The 21739-nt window shown below is 48.0% G+C and carries 20 protein-coding genes and 1 riboswitch; of the genes, 16 read left to right on the forward strand and 4 right to left on the reverse strand.

Annotated elements, in window-relative coordinates:
• The first annotated feature begins 4 nt into the window (after positions 1–4).
• Positions 5–1354 (forward strand): 23S rRNA (uracil(1939)-C(5))-methyltransferase RlmD, encoded by a 1350-nt coding sequence (gene rlmD / locus AOA63_RS00670; protein WP_053957902.1) that lies wholly within the window; start codon positions 5–7, stop codon positions 1352–1354.
• 181 nt (positions 1355–1535) lie between these two features.
• Here the strand turns inward: rlmD and AOA63_RS00675 are convergent, their stop codons facing one another.
• On the reverse strand, positions 1536–2957 hold the full coding sequence (locus AOA63_RS00675) for an amino acid permease (RefSeq protein ID WP_053957903.1): 1422 nt from the start codon (positions 2955–2957) through the stop codon (positions 1536–1538).
• A gap of 175 nt (positions 2958–3132) precedes the next feature.
• Between AOA63_RS00675 and AOA63_RS00680 the strand changes: the two genes are divergently transcribed.
• From AOA63_RS00680 to AOA63_RS00715, 8 genes are all read left to right on the forward strand, one after another.
• A complete protein-coding gene (locus AOA63_RS00680; RefSeq protein WP_242848246.1) occupies positions 3133–3573 on the forward strand; it encodes an acyl-CoA thioesterase in 441 nt (146 codons plus the stop codon).
• Between the two features lie 326 nt (positions 3574–3899).
• Entirely contained in the window at positions 3900–4133 is a 234-nt protein-coding gene (locus tag AOA63_RS00685; RefSeq protein ID WP_020373901.1) for a pilin, read from the forward strand.
• Entirely contained in the window at positions 4120–4914 is a 795-nt protein-coding gene (locus AOA63_RS00690) for a hypothetical protein (RefSeq protein WP_053957905.1), read from the forward strand. The genes AOA63_RS00685 and AOA63_RS00690 overlap by 14 nt, the downstream gene beginning before the upstream one ends.
• A gap of 86 nt (positions 4915–5000) precedes the next feature.
• Entirely contained in the window at positions 5001–5288 is a 288-nt protein-coding gene (locus AOA63_RS00695; protein ID WP_053957906.1) for a hypothetical protein, read from the forward strand.
• Between the two features lie 28 nt (positions 5289–5316).
• Positions 5317–5892 carry a hypothetical protein gene (locus AOA63_RS00700; RefSeq protein WP_053957907.1) on the forward strand — a complete coding sequence of 192 codons (576 nt, stop codon included), beginning with the start codon at positions 5317–5319 and terminating at the stop codon, positions 5890–5892.
• A 303-nt stretch (positions 5893–6195) separates the two neighbouring features.
• Positions 6196–7884 (forward strand): VirB4 family type IV secretion system protein, encoded by a 1689-nt coding sequence (locus AOA63_RS00705; protein ID WP_053957908.1) that lies wholly within the window; start codon positions 6196–6198, stop codon positions 7882–7884.
• A gap of 56 nt (positions 7885–7940) precedes the next feature.
• On the forward strand, positions 7941–8477 hold the full coding sequence (locus AOA63_RS00710; RefSeq protein WP_053957909.1) for a hypothetical protein: 537 nt from the start codon (positions 7941–7943) through the stop codon (positions 8475–8477).
• Complete coding sequence (locus tag AOA63_RS00715; protein WP_053957910.1) at positions 8474–9433, forward strand: hypothetical protein; 960 nt, start codon at positions 8474–8476, stop codon at positions 9431–9433. The genes AOA63_RS00710 and AOA63_RS00715 overlap by 4 nt, the downstream gene beginning before the upstream one ends.
• Here AOA63_RS00715 and AOA63_RS00720 read toward each other — a convergent pair.
• The 3 genes from AOA63_RS00720 to AOA63_RS00730 all read right to left on the reverse strand — a co-directional run bounded on the left by AOA63_RS00720 (position 9372) and on the right by AOA63_RS00730 (position 10924).
• Positions 9372–9770 carry a PadR family transcriptional regulator gene (locus AOA63_RS00720; protein ID WP_053957911.1) on the reverse strand — a complete coding sequence of 133 codons (399 nt, stop codon included), beginning with the start codon at positions 9768–9770 and terminating at the stop codon, positions 9372–9374. The two genes, AOA63_RS00715 and AOA63_RS00720, sit on opposite strands and share 62 nt — an antisense overlap.
• A gap of 61 nt (positions 9771–9831) precedes the next feature.
• Complete coding sequence (locus tag AOA63_RS00725) at positions 9832–10209, reverse strand: carboxymuconolactone decarboxylase family protein (protein WP_020373893.1); 378 nt, start codon at positions 10207–10209, stop codon at positions 9832–9834.
• A gap of 43 nt (positions 10210–10252) precedes the next feature.
• Positions 10253–10924: a class II aldolase/adducin family protein gene (locus tag AOA63_RS00730; RefSeq protein WP_053957912.1), complete on the reverse strand. Its 672-nt coding sequence runs from the start codon at positions 10922–10924 to the stop codon at positions 10253–10255.
• A 214-nt stretch (positions 10925–11138) separates the two neighbouring features.
• On the opposite strand from AOA63_RS00730, the gene crcB reads away from it, so the two are divergent.
• The 7 genes from crcB (at position 11139) to AOA63_RS00770 (ending at position 21729) form a co-directional block, all read left to right on the forward strand.
• A complete protein-coding gene (crcB, locus tag AOA63_RS00735; protein ID WP_053957913.1) occupies positions 11139–11516 on the forward strand; it encodes a fluoride efflux transporter CrcB in 378 nt (125 codons plus the stop codon).
• 4 nt (positions 11517–11520) lie between these two features.
• Positions 11521–11934 (forward strand): fluoride efflux transporter FluC, encoded by a 414-nt coding sequence (locus AOA63_RS00740; protein WP_053957914.1) that lies wholly within the window; start codon positions 11521–11523, stop codon positions 11932–11934.
• Complete coding sequence (gene cobT / locus AOA63_RS00745) at positions 11931–13688, forward strand: nicotinate-nucleotide--dimethylbenzimidazole phosphoribosyltransferase (protein WP_082343642.1); 1758 nt, start codon at positions 11931–11933, stop codon at positions 13686–13688. Before AOA63_RS00740 ends, cobT begins: the two co-directional genes overlap by 4 nt.
• 40 nt (positions 13689–13728) lie before the next feature.
• Positions 13729–13868: riboswitch (cobalamin riboswitch) on the forward strand.
• A gap of 94 nt (positions 13869–13962) precedes the next feature.
• A complete protein-coding gene (locus AOA63_RS00755) occupies positions 13963–14631 on the forward strand; it encodes a precorrin-2 dehydrogenase/sirohydrochlorin ferrochelatase family protein (RefSeq protein ID WP_053957916.1) in 669 nt (222 codons plus the stop codon).
• Positions 14628–16055 carry a uroporphyrinogen-III C-methyltransferase gene (cobA, locus tag AOA63_RS00760; protein ID WP_053957917.1) on the forward strand — a complete coding sequence of 476 codons (1428 nt, stop codon included), beginning with the start codon at positions 14628–14630 and terminating at the stop codon, positions 16053–16055. The genes AOA63_RS00755 and cobA overlap by 4 nt, the downstream gene beginning before the upstream one ends.
• A 9-nt stretch (positions 16056–16064) precedes the next feature.
• Positions 16065–19799 carry a cobaltochelatase subunit CobN gene (cobN, locus tag AOA63_RS00765; RefSeq protein WP_053957918.1) on the forward strand — a complete coding sequence of 1245 codons (3735 nt, stop codon included), beginning with the start codon at positions 16065–16067 and terminating at the stop codon, positions 19797–19799.
• Positions 19792–21729 carry an ATP-binding protein gene (locus AOA63_RS00770; protein WP_053957919.1) on the forward strand — a complete coding sequence of 646 codons (1938 nt, stop codon included), beginning with the start codon at positions 19792–19794 and terminating at the stop codon, positions 21727–21729. Before cobN ends, AOA63_RS00770 begins: the two co-directional genes overlap by 8 nt.
• The last annotated feature ends 10 nt before the right edge of the window (positions 21730–21739 follow it).

A 21739-nucleotide genomic window follows, 5' to 3' on the forward strand; every position in this document is an offset into this window, starting at 1 on the left:
ACGGATGGACGTAACTTTACCGAAGCAGATTGAGGTTCACATTGAGCGAATGGGACAAAATGGTCAAGGTATCGCATACCTGCCTGATGGGCGCATTTTCTTTGTAGACGGCGCATTACCGGGGGAACGGGTTCTTGCTCAGCTGACTCAAGTAAAATCACAATATGCCCGGGGAACATTAAATCAGGTGATTCAAGCGAGCTCCAGTCGGATTGAGCCTAGTTGTGCTTATTTTGAACAGTGCGGCGGCTGCGCCTTTCAACACTGGGATTATCAACAAGAATTGCAGTACAAGGAAAACTGGGTGAAACAAGCCCTGAAACGGATTGGCAAACTGGAGAGCCCACCGGTGGAACCAATAGTGGCGGCACCTTCAGCCGATCATTACCGGAATAAAGGGCAATTTCCCTGGGGATATGTTGACGGCAAACTCCAGTTAGGTCTTTATCAATCGCGCAGTCATCACCTCGTTCCTTTGGACAATTGCCTGATCCAAGACCAGGCTATTAGTGATATGTTGGAAGATTTGCCCAGAGTAGTTGCGCCGTACCGTTTATCCGCGTACGATGAGTCCACGGGCAAAGGATTGTTGCGGCATGTGCTTATCCGCACGTCAAAATGGTCCCGGGATATGCTGGTACTCTTTGTCGCGACAAACCAAGATCCCCGACTCAAAAACATTGCCGAGGAATTAATGCGGCAATACCCGCATATCGCTGGCGTCGGAATAAATATTAACCCTGAACGGACTAATCGAATTCTCGGAACCCATACCGAGTTATTGGCTGGGACGTCAACCATCATCGATAAAATCCTGGACATGTCGTTTTACGTGTCTTTTGAATCGTTTTTCCAGGTCAATCCCGAACAAGTCAGCACATTATACCAGCTAGCGTTAAAGCATGTGCCCGAGAAGGCTAAAATTGTATGGGATCTTTATGCCGGGGTAGGTACTCTTGCCACATTGATGAGTCCGAAAAGCCAAGCCGTTTATGCCATTGAAATTAATGCGCAAGCAGTCGCGGATGCTAAGAAAAATTTTGCTCTTAACCATTTGAACAATGTATCGGCTATCGCCGCCCCTGTCGAAGAGATTGCGACACACCACCAGCTTCCCGATCCAGAAGTGGTCGTGATGGATCCTCCACGAAAAGGTGTTGATGCCAGCGTATTGTATACCTTGAAGCAGTTGGCACCTGAACGGATTATTTATGTCAGTTGTAATCCTGATACATTGGCTCGGGATATTGCCTTATTACGTCCCGATTATGAACTCCAAAGCGTCACACCCGTCGATATGTTTCCGCGAACTGACCATGTAGAGTCCTGCTCGCTGCTCATTAAAACACGTTAAAGAGGGCATGACCTGCCGCTATTCAAACGGATTTTGGCAAAAAACTATTTGCCGTACTTGTGGCAGAAGTCTCCCGTTTCTAAGCGAAGACGGGAGCGGTTCACGACTTATGCAAAAATCACATAGCTAAGGTTGTACGCAATGAATATTGAACACCGTCCATCTTGAAGCAATTTCGTGCTTACTCGTTCATCGCCTCTTTGAGGCGATGACGTAAGAACAGCCAAGCGATCCAGGCCACCAGAATGCCAGCAAAGCCGACGATAGCCCCCATCGCTTCCCCCTGAGCGAATGGGGAAGCCAAAAGACCAATGAAAATGATGGCAATGACCAAATACGTGGTATATGGAAAACCCCACAATGTATAGGTGAGACGCTCGGGATGGTGTCGCTTCAGATACGGCCGGTAATAGAGCTGGGTAAGGAGAACCATAAACCAGATAAACATGGCTTGAAATCCCGTTGCGGTGACTAAATAGCCATAGGCTTTGGCTGGTAATACATAAGCAAGAACAATTGTTAAGGCAAGCAGTCCCGCACTCATCCAAATGGCATTGGCAGGCACCCCTTTTTTGTTTAACTTTCCTAAGAGTTTAGGCGCTTGGTTAGCATGGGCCAACCCATATAATACGCGTACGTTGGAATAAAGGGCGGCGTTCATCGTTGACAATACGGCGAACAGTAAGACGAGATTCATAATTGCCGCGCCATAAGGTATATGCGTTGCTCGAATGGCTAACACGAAAGGAGAGACGGATGATGACATGTGATTCCATGGTACCAAATTTAAAATCAGTATCATGGATCCCAAGTACATGACAAACACGAGCCCAATGGTCCAGCGAATGGTACGGGCAATGGTTTTTCCAGGATTTTTGGTTTCTGCAGCCGCTAACCCAATAACTCCGGTTCCAGCATAAGCAAATAATACTAGTAAAAACGCTGGGGCTGCACCAAGCCATCCATGAGGTATCCAACCTCCATAGTGCGTGAAGCTGGAAAAACCGCATGGAGCAATGTGGTGAGGGGTGAGGGGAAGAATGTGAGTTACCGCTAAAGCTCCAACGCCAACAAAAAGTAGCACAGCAATGGATTTCACGCCGGCCATGACCCCTTCGATCGTGCCAAATCCACGGACACTAATGAAGTTGATTGAGACGATAAATATTGAGTAAGATAACGACCAAATCCATAACGCTACCTGGGGAAACCATAGTCGTGAGAAAAGACTCGCGGCCGTGACTTCGCTGGACATGGTTAAAACACTGGAAAACCAAAAAATCCAACCGGCCACAAATGTCCACCCGGGACCTAAGACCACTTTGGTGTAGTTTAAGAATGACCCAGGAGTGGGGGAGGCAATAGACATTTCGCCAAGAGCGGAAATTTCGAGGTACATAGCAATCCATCCAATGGCATAAAGGACGAGAATGCTAGGACCGGCCCGTTTAATCGCGAGACCACTGGCCATAAAAAGTCCCGAACCCATAATGCCGCCGATCGTCAAAAGGGTCAGTGTAAACGTTCCGAGATCTTTTTGAAAACTCTGGTGAATTTTGGAAACATTTTGCCGAAGGTGAATCCGTCCCGACTTAATACTCACACAATTTCCCTCCTTACCAATCCTGATGGTAGGATGTTGATTTGAGGACACGCTTATACCATCTGGTTATCACCCCATAACGGTCGCGCATACGCGGACAAGAGGGCAAGAGGACAAAAGGAAAGGAACGATTGAATTGGATAAGGGACGCACGCCATCGTTTTCTCGAACAGAAATGACCGAATTGGTCCTGCCCGGAGATTCCAATCAACTGGGAAATATTTTAGGTGGGCGCCTCATGCACTGGATTGATTTGGCAGCTGCTATTACTGCAGCTCGTCATGCAGGCCATGTGGCTGTTACTGCGTCAATGGATTCGTTGGAATTTATACACCCGGTAAAAGTCGGTCAAGTGGTTCGGCTGATTGCTCAAGTCAATTGGGTAGGACGAACATCTATGGAAATTGGCGTGGATGTGTACCGGGAAGACATGCATGATGATGACATCAAAAAAACCAGCACAGCCTATCTCACTTTTGTGGCGTTAGATGATCACGGTAAACCCATTGAGGTACCGCGCTTGATTCTCGAAACGCCCGAAGAAATTGAGCGTTTTCATCAAGCCGAGCAAAGGCGACAAGAACGACTCAAACACCGTCAACGTGCTAAAGAATAAGATATGACACGAGGCTGGGTTATCACCGACCCAGCCTCATTTTTTGGTTAACTCAAACTGCTTGGATCCCTGAGAATGCTTCAAGTCTGTTTTAATGGGCATCCCCATGGATTACCCCCCGTCCGACTAGTATTGTTTCATCACAAATGGACTTGGCATTCGCTAAATACAATTTGCCCTTTACGCCCCATGAAGTTCTACAGGAAATCTGAAAGAGTTCTTCGCTATGATAATCCCAAGTCTTACAGCATCATCAGTCCACCTCATTGTTAAAGCCGGAGCAGCCGGGCCGCCTAATTCGGTACGACCAGACGGGAGGATCTCACATGCCTACAGCACATGTATTGTCGTTAATAACCAAACTGACCACGCTTTTAGTTGATATCGCTGGGGGATTATTTTCCCTGGTAATGGTATATGGAGGGATTCGTTTCATGATTGCCCAAAGTCCTCGTAGTGTTCAAGCGGCGAAAGAACTGATGACTCGTGCAGCTACAGGTCTCGTCCTGATTTTACTGGTCGATGTGATTCGTCAGGTTCTTCAATATGCTGCCAGCTAATATCCATCCTGTACCCTCATCGTCATTTAGCCCCTTACAGTCGTTGTTAGTATGGGCGGGTAATGGATTAAATCATAGTTTGATTAAATTTAGTCAAATCGTGCTCACACACAGTGTGTTTTACCCCTTTGTGTTATCCGCATCGGCTTATCAGTTATTTGATTTGAGTCGAAATTTAGCGATCATGGCAAGTACTGCGTTTATTGTTATCGCATTGATCCAGTCCCAGTGGCCAGAATTGCATGCAAAAGGCTTGGGATTGTCACCGGTGGTGATATTGCACCGGAGCCTGACACAAATTATTTGGGCTATCTTGTCGGTGCCATTCATCAATGCACTTCTCGCATTCAATAATGCGATTGTGCAAGCATTACGGGTGCCCGTGGTGCTCTCGTTTCATCTGTCATCTCACCTGGCATCTTTAACCGATCCGATAACCATTGTCGTGCTAACGATTGCTATTGTCGCGTTATTAGCCATCTTAGGAGCCTATTATGTGATTCGTAACGTGGAAATCGTGGTATTATTAGCACTTCTGCCATGGTTTGGATTATTTGGGATGACACAAGTGAGTATGTCATCGCTTCTCAAGTTAATGAAAGAGCTTTTGATAGCCATCTTTATTCAAAGCATTCAGGCTATGGTGTTTTATTTATTTGTTCATATGGTTGCTGCTAGTTCTGATACTCTCATGGGCCAAATCGAAGAAATCGGGTTGCTCTATTACATGATTAAATTGCCCCAACAATTACGCCGTTTAGTAGGCACGGCCGGACCATAGAGCCTTTCCAATAGGGTCTTGCGTGTTAAGGCAACTTGAAAGTTCGTATAAGGCGTGCTGAGTGCGGGGCACGAAAGGATTTCAAAATGTCTAAAGAACCTTACCGGATTGTTGCTATTCCTTTACAGGCTGATCCTCCAATTATGGCCGGAATGCGGCTTCAGGATTTGATTTGGCCCGCCGCATCCATTGCCCTTGACATTTTATTATCGCGGCACGGGAAATGGTCTGAGGCGGCACTGGACATGGAACGGGCATTAATTTTCATCGGAGGGATTTCACTCGCAATGGTGCGCATTCAATCTCGGACCCTGCCGGTGTGGTTGATGGTGATTGGTCTCTTTCTTTGCCGGCCCCGGCGTTATTTGCCATAACAAGAATAATTCGAGGAGGAAAAAGGGGATGGATATTTACCTGAATCGGTTATTTCCTATTCGGGCCATTGGGCCAGGCATCTGTCTGGTGCATAAAGATCGGTATGTGGCGATTTTGGAAGCGATTCCCATAAATTTTGCTTTGCGCGCCCCCCAAGAGCAAGAACGGTTAATAAAGGGATATGCTAATTTCCTTAATGGACTCAACTTTCCTGTTCAGCTCTTTGTCCGTTCCGATTTTTTACGCGTGGATGAATATCTTGCCGACCTCAAAAGTCATGAAGACGCCATTGAAGCGCATCTTCGCCCATCCCTCGGCGATTATATTCAATTTTTACGGGAGACAGTCAGTGTCAACCGATTAGTTAAACGTCGATTTTATATTGTGATGGCGTGGCAAGGGCATGAATCGCGAAAAATACCACGCATTCGTGGGGAAATACTCTGGGACGAAGCGGAACAAGAATTGATCCGGCGACGGGAAATCCTCATTCAAGGATTAAGACCGTTAGGTATCCGGCTGCAAACACTTGACCAAGTGAATACCTTGCACTTTTTGCAATCCAGTTTTGGTCAAGGCCAAACTGCCAATGAAGGGTCCTGAACTCTGAATGTTCCCAGGTCTTTTCTTTCCTGGTCGAATACTCTCTGGCTTGTAACGGGTGTTTCAAACCCAGAGCCGAAATAAGAAGAACTCTGAGAAAGGAGGGCACCTGGTGTGCCGAATCCTCGCGCAAAATGGCGTTATACCCTCGTGATGGCTCGCTGGACAGTAGTTTGGCGTCTCACTAACGGCGTGCGTCTTGGGATAATACAAAAGGTCATTGCAAAGGCATAAGGACCGGCCGCGAACCTATTGAATTCATCCGAAATCGAATTCATGGGAATCTAAACCAGGGAAAAACTATTGCAGTTAAGACGTTTATACCGCCGTCGCCGCGTGATTCAAGATATTGACATTATTTGGCCAGATTTTATTGAAGTGGGACCACGAGAGCTTCGCGTCGGCAATCGTTTTACACGTTCCTTTATGGCGGTAAGTTATCCCCGCCAAGTTTATCCCGGATGGTTTGACTCACTCTTACGGTTTCCCTATCCACTTACTATTGCTTTTTATCAAGGCCCTTTACCGCCACAGATAGTTTTGCGCTCGATGAAGCGTCATCTTTTGTGGAGCCGAGGCTTAGACAATGCAGGAAAAGCCCAAGGGCATTTGAGTGATCCCTCCAGAGAAACGGCGATTGAAGATGCCGAACGTATTCGACAAAAGCTTGCCCGGGGGGATGCACGCATTCTGGAAACCTCATTATTTATGACGTTATGGGCGGCAACACGGGATGAATTAAACGAAGCGACGGCCATGTTACAAAACCTGTGCGAGAGTATGCTTATAACGATTCGCCCGTTACATTTTCAGCATTTGCAAGGTTTTAAGTGGACATGGCCACTTGGAGAGCATCCTTCATTGGTTCGGGAAATGGAAAGTGACACCTGGGCGACATTTTTTCCCTTGGTCTCGGAAGAGATTATTCACAACCAAGGAATATTATGGGGGACAAATCCCCAAAACCATTCCCTGATTTTGGTCAACCGATTTCTTATGCCCGCGCCTCATTCGATTACGATTGCATGGTCCGGAGCGGGCAAAAGTTACGCGGCAAAATTGGAGGTTTTGCGTGCGCGCTATCAGGAATTGCCTGTCTATATCATTGATCCGGAAGGAGAATACACGGTATTCCGCGAGGTAGGGGCGGATGTATGGTCCATAGGCCAGGGGCACGATAACCGCTTTCCTTTCGATCCGTTATCGATGTCTCGAGAAACGCACGATTTCGAGCATGACAGCGATTTTCTGATCCGTTTCTTGTCCCGGTTGTTGCCCCATTTAGAGAATCGGTTGAAAATGATTTTACCGCCCATTTTGTGGTCACATTGGAAATCGGCATCTTCTCCCACGTGGTCTGTCACACCCTTGACAGTGGACATTTCCGACGTTCTCGAAGAGATTTTAAGCCGTGATAAAGAACTTGCTGAACAACTCGATATGGCGATTACCCGGTGGCGTACGTTAGTGGGGACTGAAGCACGGGAATCGATTAATCCCCACTTTCAAGTCTTCGACTTAAGTCATCTCACAACGTCTATGAAAAATGCCGCATATCTGGCGATCAGTGAATGGCTCACACGTCAAACATTTTCAGGTTCCAGACGGCTCATTATCTTTGATGAAGCATGGCATCTGCTAACGGATCAAGAATCGGCCAAATATCTTGAATCCCTATTTCGACGAGCTCGAAAATGGGGAACAGCCTTGTCATTGATTACGCAGGATATGAATGACTTTGTTCGGTCTCAAACTGCAGAAGTATGTCTACGAAATGCCCCGATAGTGTTGCTGCTCAAACAACATCCCGAAAGCCTGCAGCAACTGGCCGCGTCTTTACGATTACATGAAGGAGAGGTTAGCCGGATTGCCCAAGCCGGGGTGGGAGAAGGGGTGTTGATGGTGGGCGAGGACCATGTGCCCATTCGAATTATGGGTGCGCCATCTGAAACCCGACTTCTTCATACAGCATATCGGAAGGAAACAGTTTAAAAATTCTGAAGACATTTTGGGATATAACGTAGCGTAAGCCAATAGGAGGTATTGCCTTGAAATCTGTCTTATCCGTTAAATCGTCGGCTTTGTGGGGAATGTTAGTGGCTGGACTTGTCTATGGGGGACTCAGTGTGCTGCCCTGGTTACGTCCTTTACCTCGGGTACCGGTGGTGGAACAATCTTATGCACAGGGCACTTTTTTACGGCCATCTGATATCCATTGGATACCGATGAACCGGCATATGGAGAACCTATCCCCCGGATATTTAAAAATTGCGCTGAGTCCCGGTGAAATTGTGTCACCGGCTATGTTCTCGCGCCAACCCCAATCATCGCGAGGAATTTTAGTCGATATTCCCTCATCCTCGACATTCGCGCAGGATGGACAAAAGGTGCGCATTTTAGTAATCAGTGCATCGGGACATTTGTGGTCTTCGGGTCCTGTAACCGTCATTGATGCTCCTCATGGCAATGGATTGATGGGGACGGGAGGAGGATCTTTACTCGTGGAAATGTCATGGTCCCAGGCACTAACATTTGAAAAGCTCAGTGTTCACGGAAGTGTTTCAGTGGTGGGGATTCAATCGTGATTATCGTGGCGGTGGAACACGCTGGTCTTGAACATTTTATACAAGAGGAAATTGTGAATCATGAGGACTTTGACCGGGTGACTATCGTCCATTCCTGGGAGGAAGTTCGGAAACTGGCCAGGCGGGCCCAAAAAGTTTTATTGGGAGAACGCGTTATTCGGCACGTGTCTGCCGAGCAACTTGTCAAACTGATTGAACAGGAACCAATGATACAGTGGGTTGTGTGGACGAGTGATGCGGAATATTGGCGCACCCTTTTGGGTGAACATGTGGAAGTGTGGGAACAAACTTTAGGTCCTGATGACTTAAAAAAATGGCTTAAAGTGATACCCACAGCCCCACGCATTCACATTCCGCGCCGGTGGTTCTTATGGTCGACTTCTGGAACTTTTCATCGCCAGCTCCTATGGCGCGATCTTCTTGAGCAGATGAAAACTCAATATCAAGAGGGGATGCTGATAGACTATGATTGGGAACAAGCTCTTGTCACCCGGCTATGGGAATCGCGAAATTTTTCCAATGACAATTTTCCTTATGCCAAGCTTACGCCTCAAGTTGCAACGTGGGGATGGATTGTACCCGCTCCGATGCCGTGGATGCCTATTTTTTATAGGCCTGAGATTACCGATGTGAAACGGACATTAGCGCAAACCAAGTCATGGATGGCATGGGACCTAGGAATGAATTTGCGCGATCCTCTTGCCAGCCTTGTCATTTCGGCGTTGCCAACAGGTTTGATCTTTACCAGTGAAGAGGGTTCTGGCGACGTATTTCGTCACGGACTATTGATGATCAAAGAACTCAATCCTCAATGTGAAATCATACTGGTCGGAGATCAAGCTTCTCGAATGGGACGCCAATATGGATTGCCGTCCTTAACCTCTTCACAATCTCCTATGGTTGCTTCTGGCTTGCTGAGACGGTGGCTGCGTCGTCAGCCGAGGATAAACCGGTAATTTCATGATATTTGGCTAAAAACGTTGCCAAAGAGGCTTGTTTGACTTCCATCTCTTGAGCCCACGCGTCCAATCGGGATTTTCCGTCTGGGGTAATTTGATATTGACGCGTGGGGGCCCCATTATCTTCTGTAACCCACGATGACGTGAGACAACCATCTTCTTCCAGCTCGCGTAATAACCGGTAGATGCGTCCGCTATCGACGGTCCATTCTTTTGGCAACATGGTACTCAGACGGGAAAGAAGATGGCCACCATGATCCGGTTGTTGATATAGCAGTAAAAGAACAAAAGCTTCAAGATGTTTTCCGGTCTGATAGCGTTTTAGATTCGGCATGGGTATCACCTCCTGAATCCGCAAAAAGGAGGCAGTAGTTGCCTCCTTTTTTGGGTGCTTGTTAAGCTTGCTGTTCTTGCAAAATGGTTTCGAGTCCTTCTAAGGAGGCTGAAAAGACGGCGGTCCCAGCAATAAATTGGGCATGGGCCATCACCGCACCGATCTCTTCGTGTGTTACTCCGGCATTTAAAGCGGCTTGCATGTTATTGCGAATGCACATCGGCACACGAGTAACTAAAGCCGCAGCCAAATTGACCATGGCGATTGTTTTGGCATCAAGAGGATTGTCTTCCCGGTATAGTTTACTAACTGTTGCCTGGGCCTCTGCAATGTTCGGGTTTACTTCAGCCAAATAACGTCGTAACTTAATGGGACGGCCCAATTTGATTTCTTCTTGACGAATTTGTTCCAAAATGCGTTGTTTCTTTTCGAGATTCACGATATGATTCCTCCATTTGTCAGACACTTTGTTTACGATAAAATTAGTGCTTGCTCCCAAAAGCCATCATCCGTTCGCGGACTTGCTCGATAGCAAGCTCTGGCAATACTTTGGCCCCACCTAACGATTCGGCCAGAATATAAAGCTCGGCAGCTTCATCCAAAGTTCCTAACAGACTGGCGGTGGACATGGGATTGTCGGCGAAGACTAATACTCCATGGTTAGCCATAAGCACCGCGGGAAGGCCCGGATGGTTCTTCGCAATATCAACAATAGCATCGACTGACGCTTTGGATCCACGAGGTGCCCACGGAACAACGGGAACGGGTTCGCTGACGCCAAAGCGCAGCAACGGCTCATACACTAATGGGATAGCTTTTTGCGCTACCGAAAATGCAGTAACGTGAGGGGCATGCGTATGAATAACTGATCCCACCGATGGGCGAACATTGTAAATCCCAACGTGCATGTCAATGATTTCTTGCATCGTCGGTTCCATGTCGCCTTCTAGAACCTTCCCATTCAACCCGACAATCGCAAAATCGTTCACAGAAAGATTAGCAATGCTTCCGCCCTTTGTCATGACAATTTGGTCGTCGCTAATTCGAGCAGATAAATTGGCATGATTACCCCGAAATAAGAGACCGTGAGATGCTAAGTAATGTGCCGCTTGAACTAATTGTTCTTTGGCTGTTTCTTTTGTTAACTGAGCCATAATAATACCCTCCTTTTCTAGTTCTAGAATCGTAATGTTTTTTTATGAAATCACGTTTTTCCCCAAAACGATAGTCATACCTTCCCTTGCAACTGAGGAACTTATGCATGAGATATTTACCAACCATCTAGATACATCATACAACAATATTAACTATAGTGCAAGATTCAGTATATGACGACGCCAAAAAAGTTTTCCCGTTATGGTATAAAAGATGTTAGGAAAGGAGCGAACTGCGCTGAACGACATCATTATTTTTATCGGCGGATTTTTGGGAGCGGTGGCGCGATTTCAGGTTGGACAATGGGTTGGACAGCGCACGAGCGGGGGCTTTCCGTATGGCACGTTAGTCATTAATACGCTGGGTTGTCTCTTCATTGGGCTCATTGTGTCCCGATTTTCCTCAGGAGCCGTCTTTAATTTCTTGGATGTGGGCTTTACTGCCGCTTTTACCACGTTTTCAACCTTTAGCTATGAAACCTGGCGGCTTATCGAAGAAAAATTACTGGGTTTGGCGTTTTTGAATGTTTTTTTCAATGTCGGTCTCGGGCTGGCGGGAGTCGAAATCGGTCTCCTGCTGGGGAGGGTTTAAGCCCATGAAAAATTGGATCTGGGTAGGCCTAGGCGGCGGTCTCGGCGCGTTAGCGCGGACGGGTCTGGAGCTAATCGGAACGTATCATCAACTGCCCGTCAATTTCTTTCTCATTAATGTCTTGGGCAGCTTCTTCATTGGGATCATCATGGCCCTCAGTGCGGAACTGGGTGTCTTAGCCAATCAATGGCGTTTGTTTTGGGGCGTGGGCGTCTTAGGGGGATTTACGACGTTTTCGACGTTTATGTTAGGAGTGCATACGTTATGGCAGGGCACGAAAGGCTTGGCGGTGCTGTATTTGACCGGGACGCTTTTCACCGGCTTGGCGGCAGCGTTTGCGGGCTTGGTGGTGATTCGCGAAGTAGCTCGCATCGCGGCATCGCGAACTCAATTAGAAGATACTGAGGATGAGGTATGAACCGTCAAGAAATTGAAACTATACTCAATAAAGTCACACCGCCTTCAATGCCCTTTCGCCAAAGAGCCCAAGAACGCATGGACAATCTGACCAAACCCTTAGGAAGTCTTGGCCTATTAGAACAGCTCGTTGTGCAATTGGCTGCTATTCAAGGCAAAATTATCCCCGAATTACGTAAACCGCACGCGCTGATTTTTGCAGCGGATCACGGCGTCTCCAACGAGCATGTGTCGCGATATGACGTGCACGTGACCGAAGAAATGGCCGTCAATATTGCCATGGAAACGGCTGTGAGCAGTGTTTTAGCGCGTTATAACCAGATTCCTTTGGAAATTGTCGATGTGGGCGTTAAGAGCCTTGTACGCCATCCCAAAGTCATCGTTCAAAAGATCCGAGCGGGTACGCATAATATTGTTAACGGACCAGCCATGACCTTGGAAGACGTCGACCAAGCTCTTCATGTCGGTTATGAAATAGCTAGTGCGCTCATCTCGCAGGGAATGGATGTATTGATTGCAGGGGAGCTTGGCATTAGTAATACCACCGCGTCTACGGCTATGACTTGTGCTTTGTTACAACGTGATCCAGACGAGATGACGGGAATGGGCAGTGGTATTGATGATCACCACCGGATACACAAAGTGCATATAATCGCCCAAGCGTTAGCGGTAAACCATCCTAATCCGGAGGATTATTGGGATGTTCTGACCAAGTTAGGCGGCCTCGAAATTGCTGCTCTAGTGGGAGCTTATACCAAAGCGGTGGAATCCGGAATTCCTATTATATTAGATGGTCTCATCACTACCGTGGCGGCATTGGGGCTTGTTCGTGTTAATACCGATTGCCGGCAATATTTTATTGCGGCACATGAATCCCACGAGCCCTCACATCATGCATTATTGGCGGCAATGGATCTCAAACCATTATTAAAATGGGATATGGGTCTCGGAGAAGCGTCAGCGGCGTTATTGGTATTTCCCTTGCTACAACAAGGGTGCGTGATTTTAAAAGAAACGGCAACATTTGCCGACGCACGAGTATCAAATCCTCATGCCAAGGAATCATTAATACCGAAGCCTTTGCCGCTTGAACAACCCGTACGTGGCGATTTTTCTGAGAGCGAGCGTGAGAGTTTTTACCGCGTAATTGAGGGCAGGCGTGATATTCGCGTCTATTTGCCGGATCCCATTCCTCAGGTCGTGCTGCAACGTGTTCTTATGGCAGCTCATCATGCCCCGTCCGTTGGATTTATGCAACCCTGGAATTTTATTGTTATTGACAATCCCGACATTAAAAAGAGATTGCACGAGGTTGTCGAGCAACAACGGTTGGTTGCGGCTCAAAATTACAGCGATATGCGTCAATTACATTATTTACGGCTAAAAGTGGAAGGTTTATTAGACGCGCCCGTTACAATCTGTGTGACTAACGACTCTCAGCGGGGCGGACCACATGTTCTTGGCCGGAATACGATTCCTGAAACGGATCTGATGTCGACAGCGTGTGCGATTGAAAATATGTGGTTGGCAGCTCGGGTTGAAGGACTGGGTATGGGCTGGGTCAGCATTTTCCGCAAGGAAGATGTTCGTGAGATTTTAGGGATTCCTGAGAGTATCGATCCAATTGCCTTAATGACTGTAGGCTATACGCCCTATTTTCCTGAGATACCATTATTAGAACGCGTCGGATGGGAACAACGACGACCATTTGACGACATGGTTTATTTTAATCGGTGGTCGTGTTCGGATCATTAATTCCATGATATGATAGGCACAATCAGGTAACGGTTTACATGCTCAATCTAGCCTCAGAGGTGCTTGCCGCCGGCAAGAGAATAGGGAATCAGGTGAAAGGCCTGAACGGTCCCGCCACTGTAATTCCATCAGCGCTGTTGATGGAAGAGTCAGGAGACCTGCCTTTGGGGTTGAGACATCTTCTGTTCGCGGAAACGGGAGATGGTGCTCTAGTTTACTAGAGATCCATCCTCTCGTGCTGTTGAGAGGATTTTTTATTAGGTGGGAGACTGATATGGGCTATGTGCCTATTTTGCTGGACGTGAACAATTTGCGGGTTTTATTCGTAGGCGGGGGACAGTCAGCATATCGCAAACTGCCGGAGTTCCTCGATAACGGAGCCATTATTACCATTGTCAGTCCCACTGTGCACGAGGCGATATATCCATATATCGAGGCGGGGCAGGTGAAATGGCGGAATAGAACTTATCACTCTCATGATTTGCAAGGCATACAATGTGTGATGGCTTGCACGAATGATCCGGCATTGAATCAGCAAATCGTGTTGGAAGCCCGCCGTCAAGGAATTCTTGCCGGCAATGTCTCTCCCCAGGGACCAAGAGATTTTCAAATGATGGCGGTTCTGCGCCGTGAGTCTTTCCTGCTCGCGGCATCGACGATGGGTCAGGCTCCCCTTTTAGCTCCCATTTTATTGGAACAACTCAGTGCGTCTGTTAATCCTCAGTGGTCGCGTTTAATTGCCGGGATGCACCGAATGCGCCAGGACATCCTTGACCGTTATTCTTTGGAAGAGCGATCGCGGTTGTGGGGGTATATCAGCACATTACCATTGTGGACGTGGTTAGAGCGGGGGAACCGTGAAGGATGGACGCAAGAGACGTGGGATGAAAAAATTCAAGAAGCCTTAGAATCGTGGAGAGCCGAGCAGGAGGGCAAATTGTGAGAGCAGATCCGGGAAGAGTGTACCTGGTAGGTGCAGGACCTGGTGATCCCAGGTTATTAACTATTCACGCCGTAAGCGTATTAAAGAAGGCAGACGTGGTCGTTTATGACCGTTTAATTCATCCCAATATTTTGGACTTGTGCGCAGAAGATGCTGAAAGAATCTATGTAGGTAAGGAACATCAGAAAATTTCGACCAGTCAAGACGCCATCAATCAACTCCTCGTGCAGCATGCCTTAGCGGGCCGAGATGTGGTGCGGCTCAAAGGGGGTGATCCTCTATTATTTGGACGGGGTGGCGAAGAAGCCGAAGTGTTAGCCGCTCAAAATATTCCGTTTGAGATTATTCCCGGGCTAAGTTCATCATTGGCATCATTAGCCTATGCGGGAATACCTGTGACGCATCGTCAAATAGTGCAAGGCGTGAGCATTGTCGGCGGATTTCGTGGCGAATTTGATTACCCGTGGAGGGACAAGCATGCATGGATTGTCTTAATGGGACTAGAACATGTTCAACAAATTGTTGATACCGCGCTGTCCCAGGGATTTCCGGCCACGCTTCCGGCCTGTGCGATTGAATGGGGAACATGGGGACATCAGCGTACGGTACAGGCTTTGTTACAAGATCTTCCCGACGCGATTCATCACCATGGCTTGCAATCGCCCTGTCTTTTAGTTTTTGGTGAAAATGTGAATGTAGGCACGAAATTGTCGTGGTTTGAATCTGAGCCTCATTATGGTCAACGCGTTTTAATTGTCAGCACTTACCCGTTGCCATGGTCGCAATTGATGAACCTGCGCGAGCACGGTGCGGAAGTGTTTAATTGGTCTGTCCATCTCAAACCCGTAGCAGACGATCCGCTTTTGCAGGAGCTGTCTTCTAATGCTCAAGTATATCTTGATGAAGCTTCGTTGCTAGAACCCCTTCTTGCAGGGTGGAAGAAAATTGGCAGGGATATTAGACATTTGCCCTCCTTGATGTGTCCCACTGAGATACGTCCATTACTACAGGCCAAAGGATTTACCGAAGTGAAAGCGGTCGACATTGAAGAATTATGGCATTCACCAGCGATCGGAAATCTTGTCGATTTATACGTGCCTTGGGAATTATCTCAGGAACTTTCGACCACCAAGGTGCCCCAAAAAGGATGCTGGACCCGAGCTGCTAAAAAGCGCGTGATGGATCCGCTCTGGGATTATCACCTGCAGACAGATTTCGATGTCGCGTTGATTTTGTCGCAGCAGGCCGCCAACTGGTATATGGAACGCGGTCTCTGTGCTCAGAGCATACTCATTGCGCCCCACTTGCAAGCATTCTTTGAGAGCCTGTCAGTACCCTGTGGAAAAGTTTCGGTGCTTAACACAGATTATTGGACCGACCTACTGGGTACCTATCACCTAATGGCAATAGATTGTGAGGATTGAGAATAACGCATGATCATTTATTTAACGACTGCTGAGACCGATTTGCTAAGTTTATCGAAAGCCTGTGAACGTGACTCATCACGTCCCTGGGACGTCATGGCCGTCAATTTGACCGAAGTCGTCAATGAGGATGATATTCTGCATCACATTGCTCATCACGGGGAACTGGTCATTATGCGTCTTTTGGGGGGACGGAAGGCGTGTCCTCATCTGTTTGATAACATTGTGCAACTTTGTTGGCAGAACAAGATTCCCCTGATGGCATGGCCTGGAGATCTTGAACCCAGCGAAGAATTGCAAAGCGTTACCAATGTGGATTTTGTGTTGTCCGATCAAGCTATGCGTTATGCAGCACTCGGAGGAGAGCGCAATTTTTATCATCTTCTATGTTTTGTGTCCGATCATTTTCTTGGCACGCACTATGGATATGAACCTCCTTATGAAGAGGCATGGACAGGGATTTATTGGCCTGCCATGGATGAAGCCTTGACGCGAGAACAGTGGCAGGAGGTCACTCAAGAATATGATAGCCATCCTACTGTCGCAATTTTATTTTACCGTGCTCACTGGTTAAGCCGAAATCTCTCGTTTATCGATGCGATTATCACCGAACTGATTCACCGCGATATGCGCCCCTTGCCCGTTTTTACCCAATCCCTCAAAACGGACCAACAAGTAGCAGCATGGTTAGACGGGGTTGATGCTGTGATTATTACAATGAGTTTTGCGACGGTGGGACTCCAAGAAGAGATGCAGGGGGTGTCCGGACGATTGGCACTTCAGGGTGAGCCCAACTTATTGATGCAATGGGACGTACCAGTCTTTCAAGCACTGATTTCTTTGGGATCGGAGAAAACATGGCGCGCCAGTGCTTTGGGCCTTGGACCTCTTGAAACGGCTATGAACGTTGCTATTCCCGAATTTGATGGCCGAATTATTACGATTCCGGTTTCATTCCGGGAAGAGGAGCCATCGACATCTCATGGGATTCGAAGCCGGCGTTACGTACCAATTTTGGACCGGGTTAACCGGTTGTGTGATATGGTAGCTAAAGCGGTCAGGCTGCGACGAACACCTTTACCCCAACGGCGTGTCGCATTTGTTTTAACGAACTACCCCTCGAAAAATTCACGTATCGGCAATGCTGTTGGCCTAGACACGCCAAAGTCTTTAGTGAAGTTGTTGCACTTGATGGCGGAAAGCGGATATGATGTAGGCCCGCGTGAATTACTTCCAGCGAATGGTGATGAGCTAATGAAAACACTCATTGCCCGGGGAACACACGATGAGGATTACCTCACTGAAGAACAATGGCTACAAATGGCTGAATTGCCGGTTTCCATGTATTCAAAGAAATACCAGACTCTCAATCCCGGAGTGCGGGAACAGGTGGAAAAACACTGGGGAGTTGCCCCGGGACAAGGGGAGCATGGACATATATCGATGAAGATTCCTGGGTGTGTTTTTGGCAACATTTTCGTGGGCATTCAGCCACCCCGGGGTAATGGTGAGGATGAGGTGGGAATTTACCATAGCCCGGAATTACCGCCTTCGCACCATTATATGGCCTATTATCAGTGGATCCGAGAGAAATTTCAGGCACATGCCGTGATTCATTTAGGAAAACACGGAACCTTGGAATGGTTACCAGGAAAAGGGATTGGATTGTCCCAAGACTGTTTTCCCGACATTGTCTTAGAGGATTTACCTAACTTTTACCCGTTCATCGTCGACGACCCCGGGGAAGGAACCCAGGCCAAACGGCGGAGTCATGCGGTGTTAATTGATCACATGGTGCCTCCCGTCACGGCGGCTGGTCTTTACGACGACCTGGTGAAAATGCAGCAACTGCTTGATCAATATTATCAAGCAGAAACGCTGGACCCGAGTAAATTGCCTATAATTCAAGAGGCAATTTGGGAATTGGCGGAATCCATTCACTTAAACCGTGATCTTAATCAATCTGATCGGCCTCAGGATTTTCCGCAATATCTTCTCGATATTGACGGCTATCTCTGCGAATTGGAAGCACGGCAAATTCGTGACGGGTTGCACATTTTAGGGGAAGGTCCAAAGACCCCGGAGAATTGGGGAGAACTTCTTTATGCCATGGCACGTCTGCCATTTTCCAATAAGGTTCCTTCTATGCCCGAGGCACTGTGTCAAGATTTGGGCCTTAATTGGGCGGATTTTCAGGAAAATTTAGGACGTCCTTATTGGGGCGTGGTTCCTTCCTTGATCGAGCTTCATTTGCCTAAGAGCGTCAGGCGAACTTATGGGGACGTGAAGATGGCCGTAGAACGTCTTGCAAAAACTTTATTAGCTGAGAGTGTGGAGGGTAACAGGCCAGAGCAGTTACCTCAAACCACCTCAGTAATAGAAGTCGTGCACACCCGGATCGTTCCCTTTCTGAAGGACCTTCGAACCGAAACTGCGGCGCTGTTACACGGTTTAGATGGAGGATATGTCCCTCCTGGGCCCAGCGGCGCGCCAACTAGGGGAATGATTGACGTTTTACCGACTGGGCGTAATTTTTATTCGGTAGATCCGCGAAGCATTCCCTCCATTCCGGCATGGCAAGTTGGGCAGCGCCTAGCCAAAGAATTGATAGAGAAATATCAAAAAGATCACGGGCAGATGCCGAAGTCTGTTGGCATTGTGGTTTGGGGTACCGCTGCTATGCGAACAGGGGGAGACGACATTGCCGAGATTTTAGCCTTATTGGGAGTCCGTCCTATATGGGAACAAGCGAACGGGCGTATCCAATCCCTCGCAATTATCCCCTTAGAAGAATTGGGACGCCCTCGTGTGGATGTCACGGTACGTATTAGCGGGTTCTTTCGCGATGCATTTCGCAATGTCATCGATTTGATTCATCAGGCGGTCACTATAGTGGCTCAAGCCGACGAACCCCTTGAGTTCAATCCCGTTCGGGCCCATTGGCTTAGTGATACGAAAAAGGCTATGGCCCAAGGACAATCTGCTGAGCGAGCGGCTCATCAAGCGTTGTGGCGCGTGTTTGGCAGTAAACCGGGAAGTTATGGGTCGGGGATTCTTCCTGCTTTAAACACGGGACAGTGGCAAAATCCTGATGACTTAGCCCAGTTATATTTAACCTGGTCAAGTTATGCCTATAGCGATACGGATTATGGCACATTTGCTTACCCGGAATTGTCTGCACGCCTAATGCGTGTTCAGATTGCAACCAAAAATCAGGACAACCGGGAACATGACATTTTTGATAGTGATGACTATCTCCAAGACCATGGGGGCATGGCGGCCTCTATTCGTTCTCTCACGGGGTCGATGCCTGATTTGTATTTTGGAGATTCCTCGGATCCAACCCGGTCGACGGTACGATCTTTTCAAGATGAGGCTTACCGTGTGTTTCGTAGTCGTGTTGTCAATCCTAAATGGATTCAAGCGGCAATGCGTCATGATTATAAAGGGGCGCTGGAAATGGCTAACACCATGGACTTCTTATTTGGCTATGATGCTACAGCGGATTTGTTGGAAGACTGGATGTATGACGAAGTGGCTAAGGCTTATGTTGTCAATCAAGACGTACGTCAATTTTTCCAAAAATCCAATCCTTGGGCCTTAAAAGACATTGCTGAACGGCTTATTGAAGCACATCAACGTGGTATGTGGGAACACCCTGATCCCACCATCTATGAAAACGTTGTAGACGCGTTAATGGAAACCGAAAGTACGTTAGAGGAGTGGGGAGAAGACGATGACTGATTATGTAATGCCTCTTGACGCGATTGTGGGCCAAGACGAACTAAAATTAGCTCTGGCCCTTACAGCCATATCTCCACGCATTGGCGGGGTCTTGATACAAGGCGAACGCGGCAATGCCAAATCCACCACGGTGCGATCTTTTGCCCAAATCCTCCCGCAAATTGCCTTGCGCAAAGATTGTCCCTACCATTGCGATCCGATCCACCCGTTTTCCTTTTGTCCGGTGTGCGAACATGGCACATCGGAAACGGTCATGGGACAAGCTCCTTTTATTGAATTGCCCCTGGGAGCCACGGAAGACCGGGTTTTAGGCCATTTGGATTTGGAGGAAGTGCTCAGGCGATCCCATACCCGTTTTGTTCCGGGGCTGCTTGCGCAGGCACACCGGGGGATCTTATACATTGATGAAGTCAATCTCTTAGACGATCAATTGATTGATTTGTTATTGGATGCTGCCAGTTCCGGTATGGCCCACATTGAACGAGATGGATTTTCATTGGCTTATCCGGCGCAGTTTGTGCTAGTGGGCACAATGAATCCTGAAGAGGGTGAAATTCGTCCCCAACTCTTAGACCGCTTTGGGCTCTCGGTTGAGATTACCACCCCTCAAAACATTGAGGAGCGCGTATTAATTACAGAACGGCGGCTCGCATTTGATCAACAGCCGGAGTTGTTTATCGAACAATGGGAGACATCCATACAAAATTGGCGGCAACGCCTTCTCAACGCCCGACAGCTGTTGCCGGAAATTTCAATGCCGACCGCAATTTTACGCTATATTGCAGAACGCGCAGTACAAGCTCATGTTGAAGGTTTGCGAGCCGATATTGTCATGGCCGAGGCGAGCCGAGCCTACGCCGCCTTGAATGGCAAGACATGGGTCGATACGATGGATGTCGATGTGGTAGCACCATTAGTGTTGGGTCACCGAACCCGGCCCTCGTCCCCTCCGCCGCCCCGCGGCCATCAAAATAGCGGCAGCCAAGACCGATCCCGGCAAGAGGGACTCCATTCGCCTGCGTCGTCGATGCCATCAGAGCCCCACTCTTCCGGTGGCAGTGCTCATCATCAAGACATCGACAATCCTGGTGATGGCGGAGAAGCCGAGCGGATTATCCCTATGAATTTGTTCCATCATTTTATGGTATCTAAGGATTTCGGACCATGGCGGTATAGTCTCGGGATGAAGAAGGAGACGGGAACGCGTCTTCTAATCTCACGCCGGCTAGGCCAACCATCCCTATCTTATTTACGGGGGAAGAACCGGAAACAGTTTGCTCATGAACCCCATGCCGTATTTATTGACTGGCCCGGAACAATAACGGCAAAAATTAAACGGCAACATGGGACCGCCCACACTCAAGCATGGTGTCGTAAGGATTTGATTTTTCGCAAATCGAAACATCCCCGTCCGGTTGCAGTGGTCTTTGTCGTGGATACCAGTGCGTCGATGGGAAGTATTAAGCGCTTGGGACGGGTGAAAGGTACCATCATGAAGATTGCACAAAAAGCGTATCGTAAGCGCGCATATTTTGCGTTGTTAACCTTTGGTCATCATCAAGCGCGGGTTGTTTTGGCTCCTACCAATAAACTGGGACGGCTGCGGTCCATTCTTGAGAGGATGCCAGCTCGGGGCAATACCCCGTTGTGGGAGGGATTGCAGGAGACGGCTCTTCAATTAAAGAAGTGGAATGCAAAGACTCCATGGGTCTTTCAACTTTATCTGATGACAGATGGTAAAGTTCCGGGGATTACAAGCCATTGGGATGAGCATGTCCTACGGGCTAGGGAGTGCAAAGAAGCGTTAGACCAAAGTCCGGTGCATATCCAGGTTATTGATGCAGATACGAGTCGGATTGCGATGCATTGGGCAAAGAAAATTGCCCAGATTCTTCATGCTGACTATGGCACATTAGAAGAGGGGGCCTAGATGTGACGCC

It is taken from the genome of Sulfobacillus thermosulfidooxidans, from assembly GCF_001280565.1.
Taxonomy (GTDB): Bacteria; Bacillota; Sulfobacillia; order Sulfobacillales; family Sulfobacillaceae; genus Sulfobacillus; species Sulfobacillus thermosulfidooxidans_A.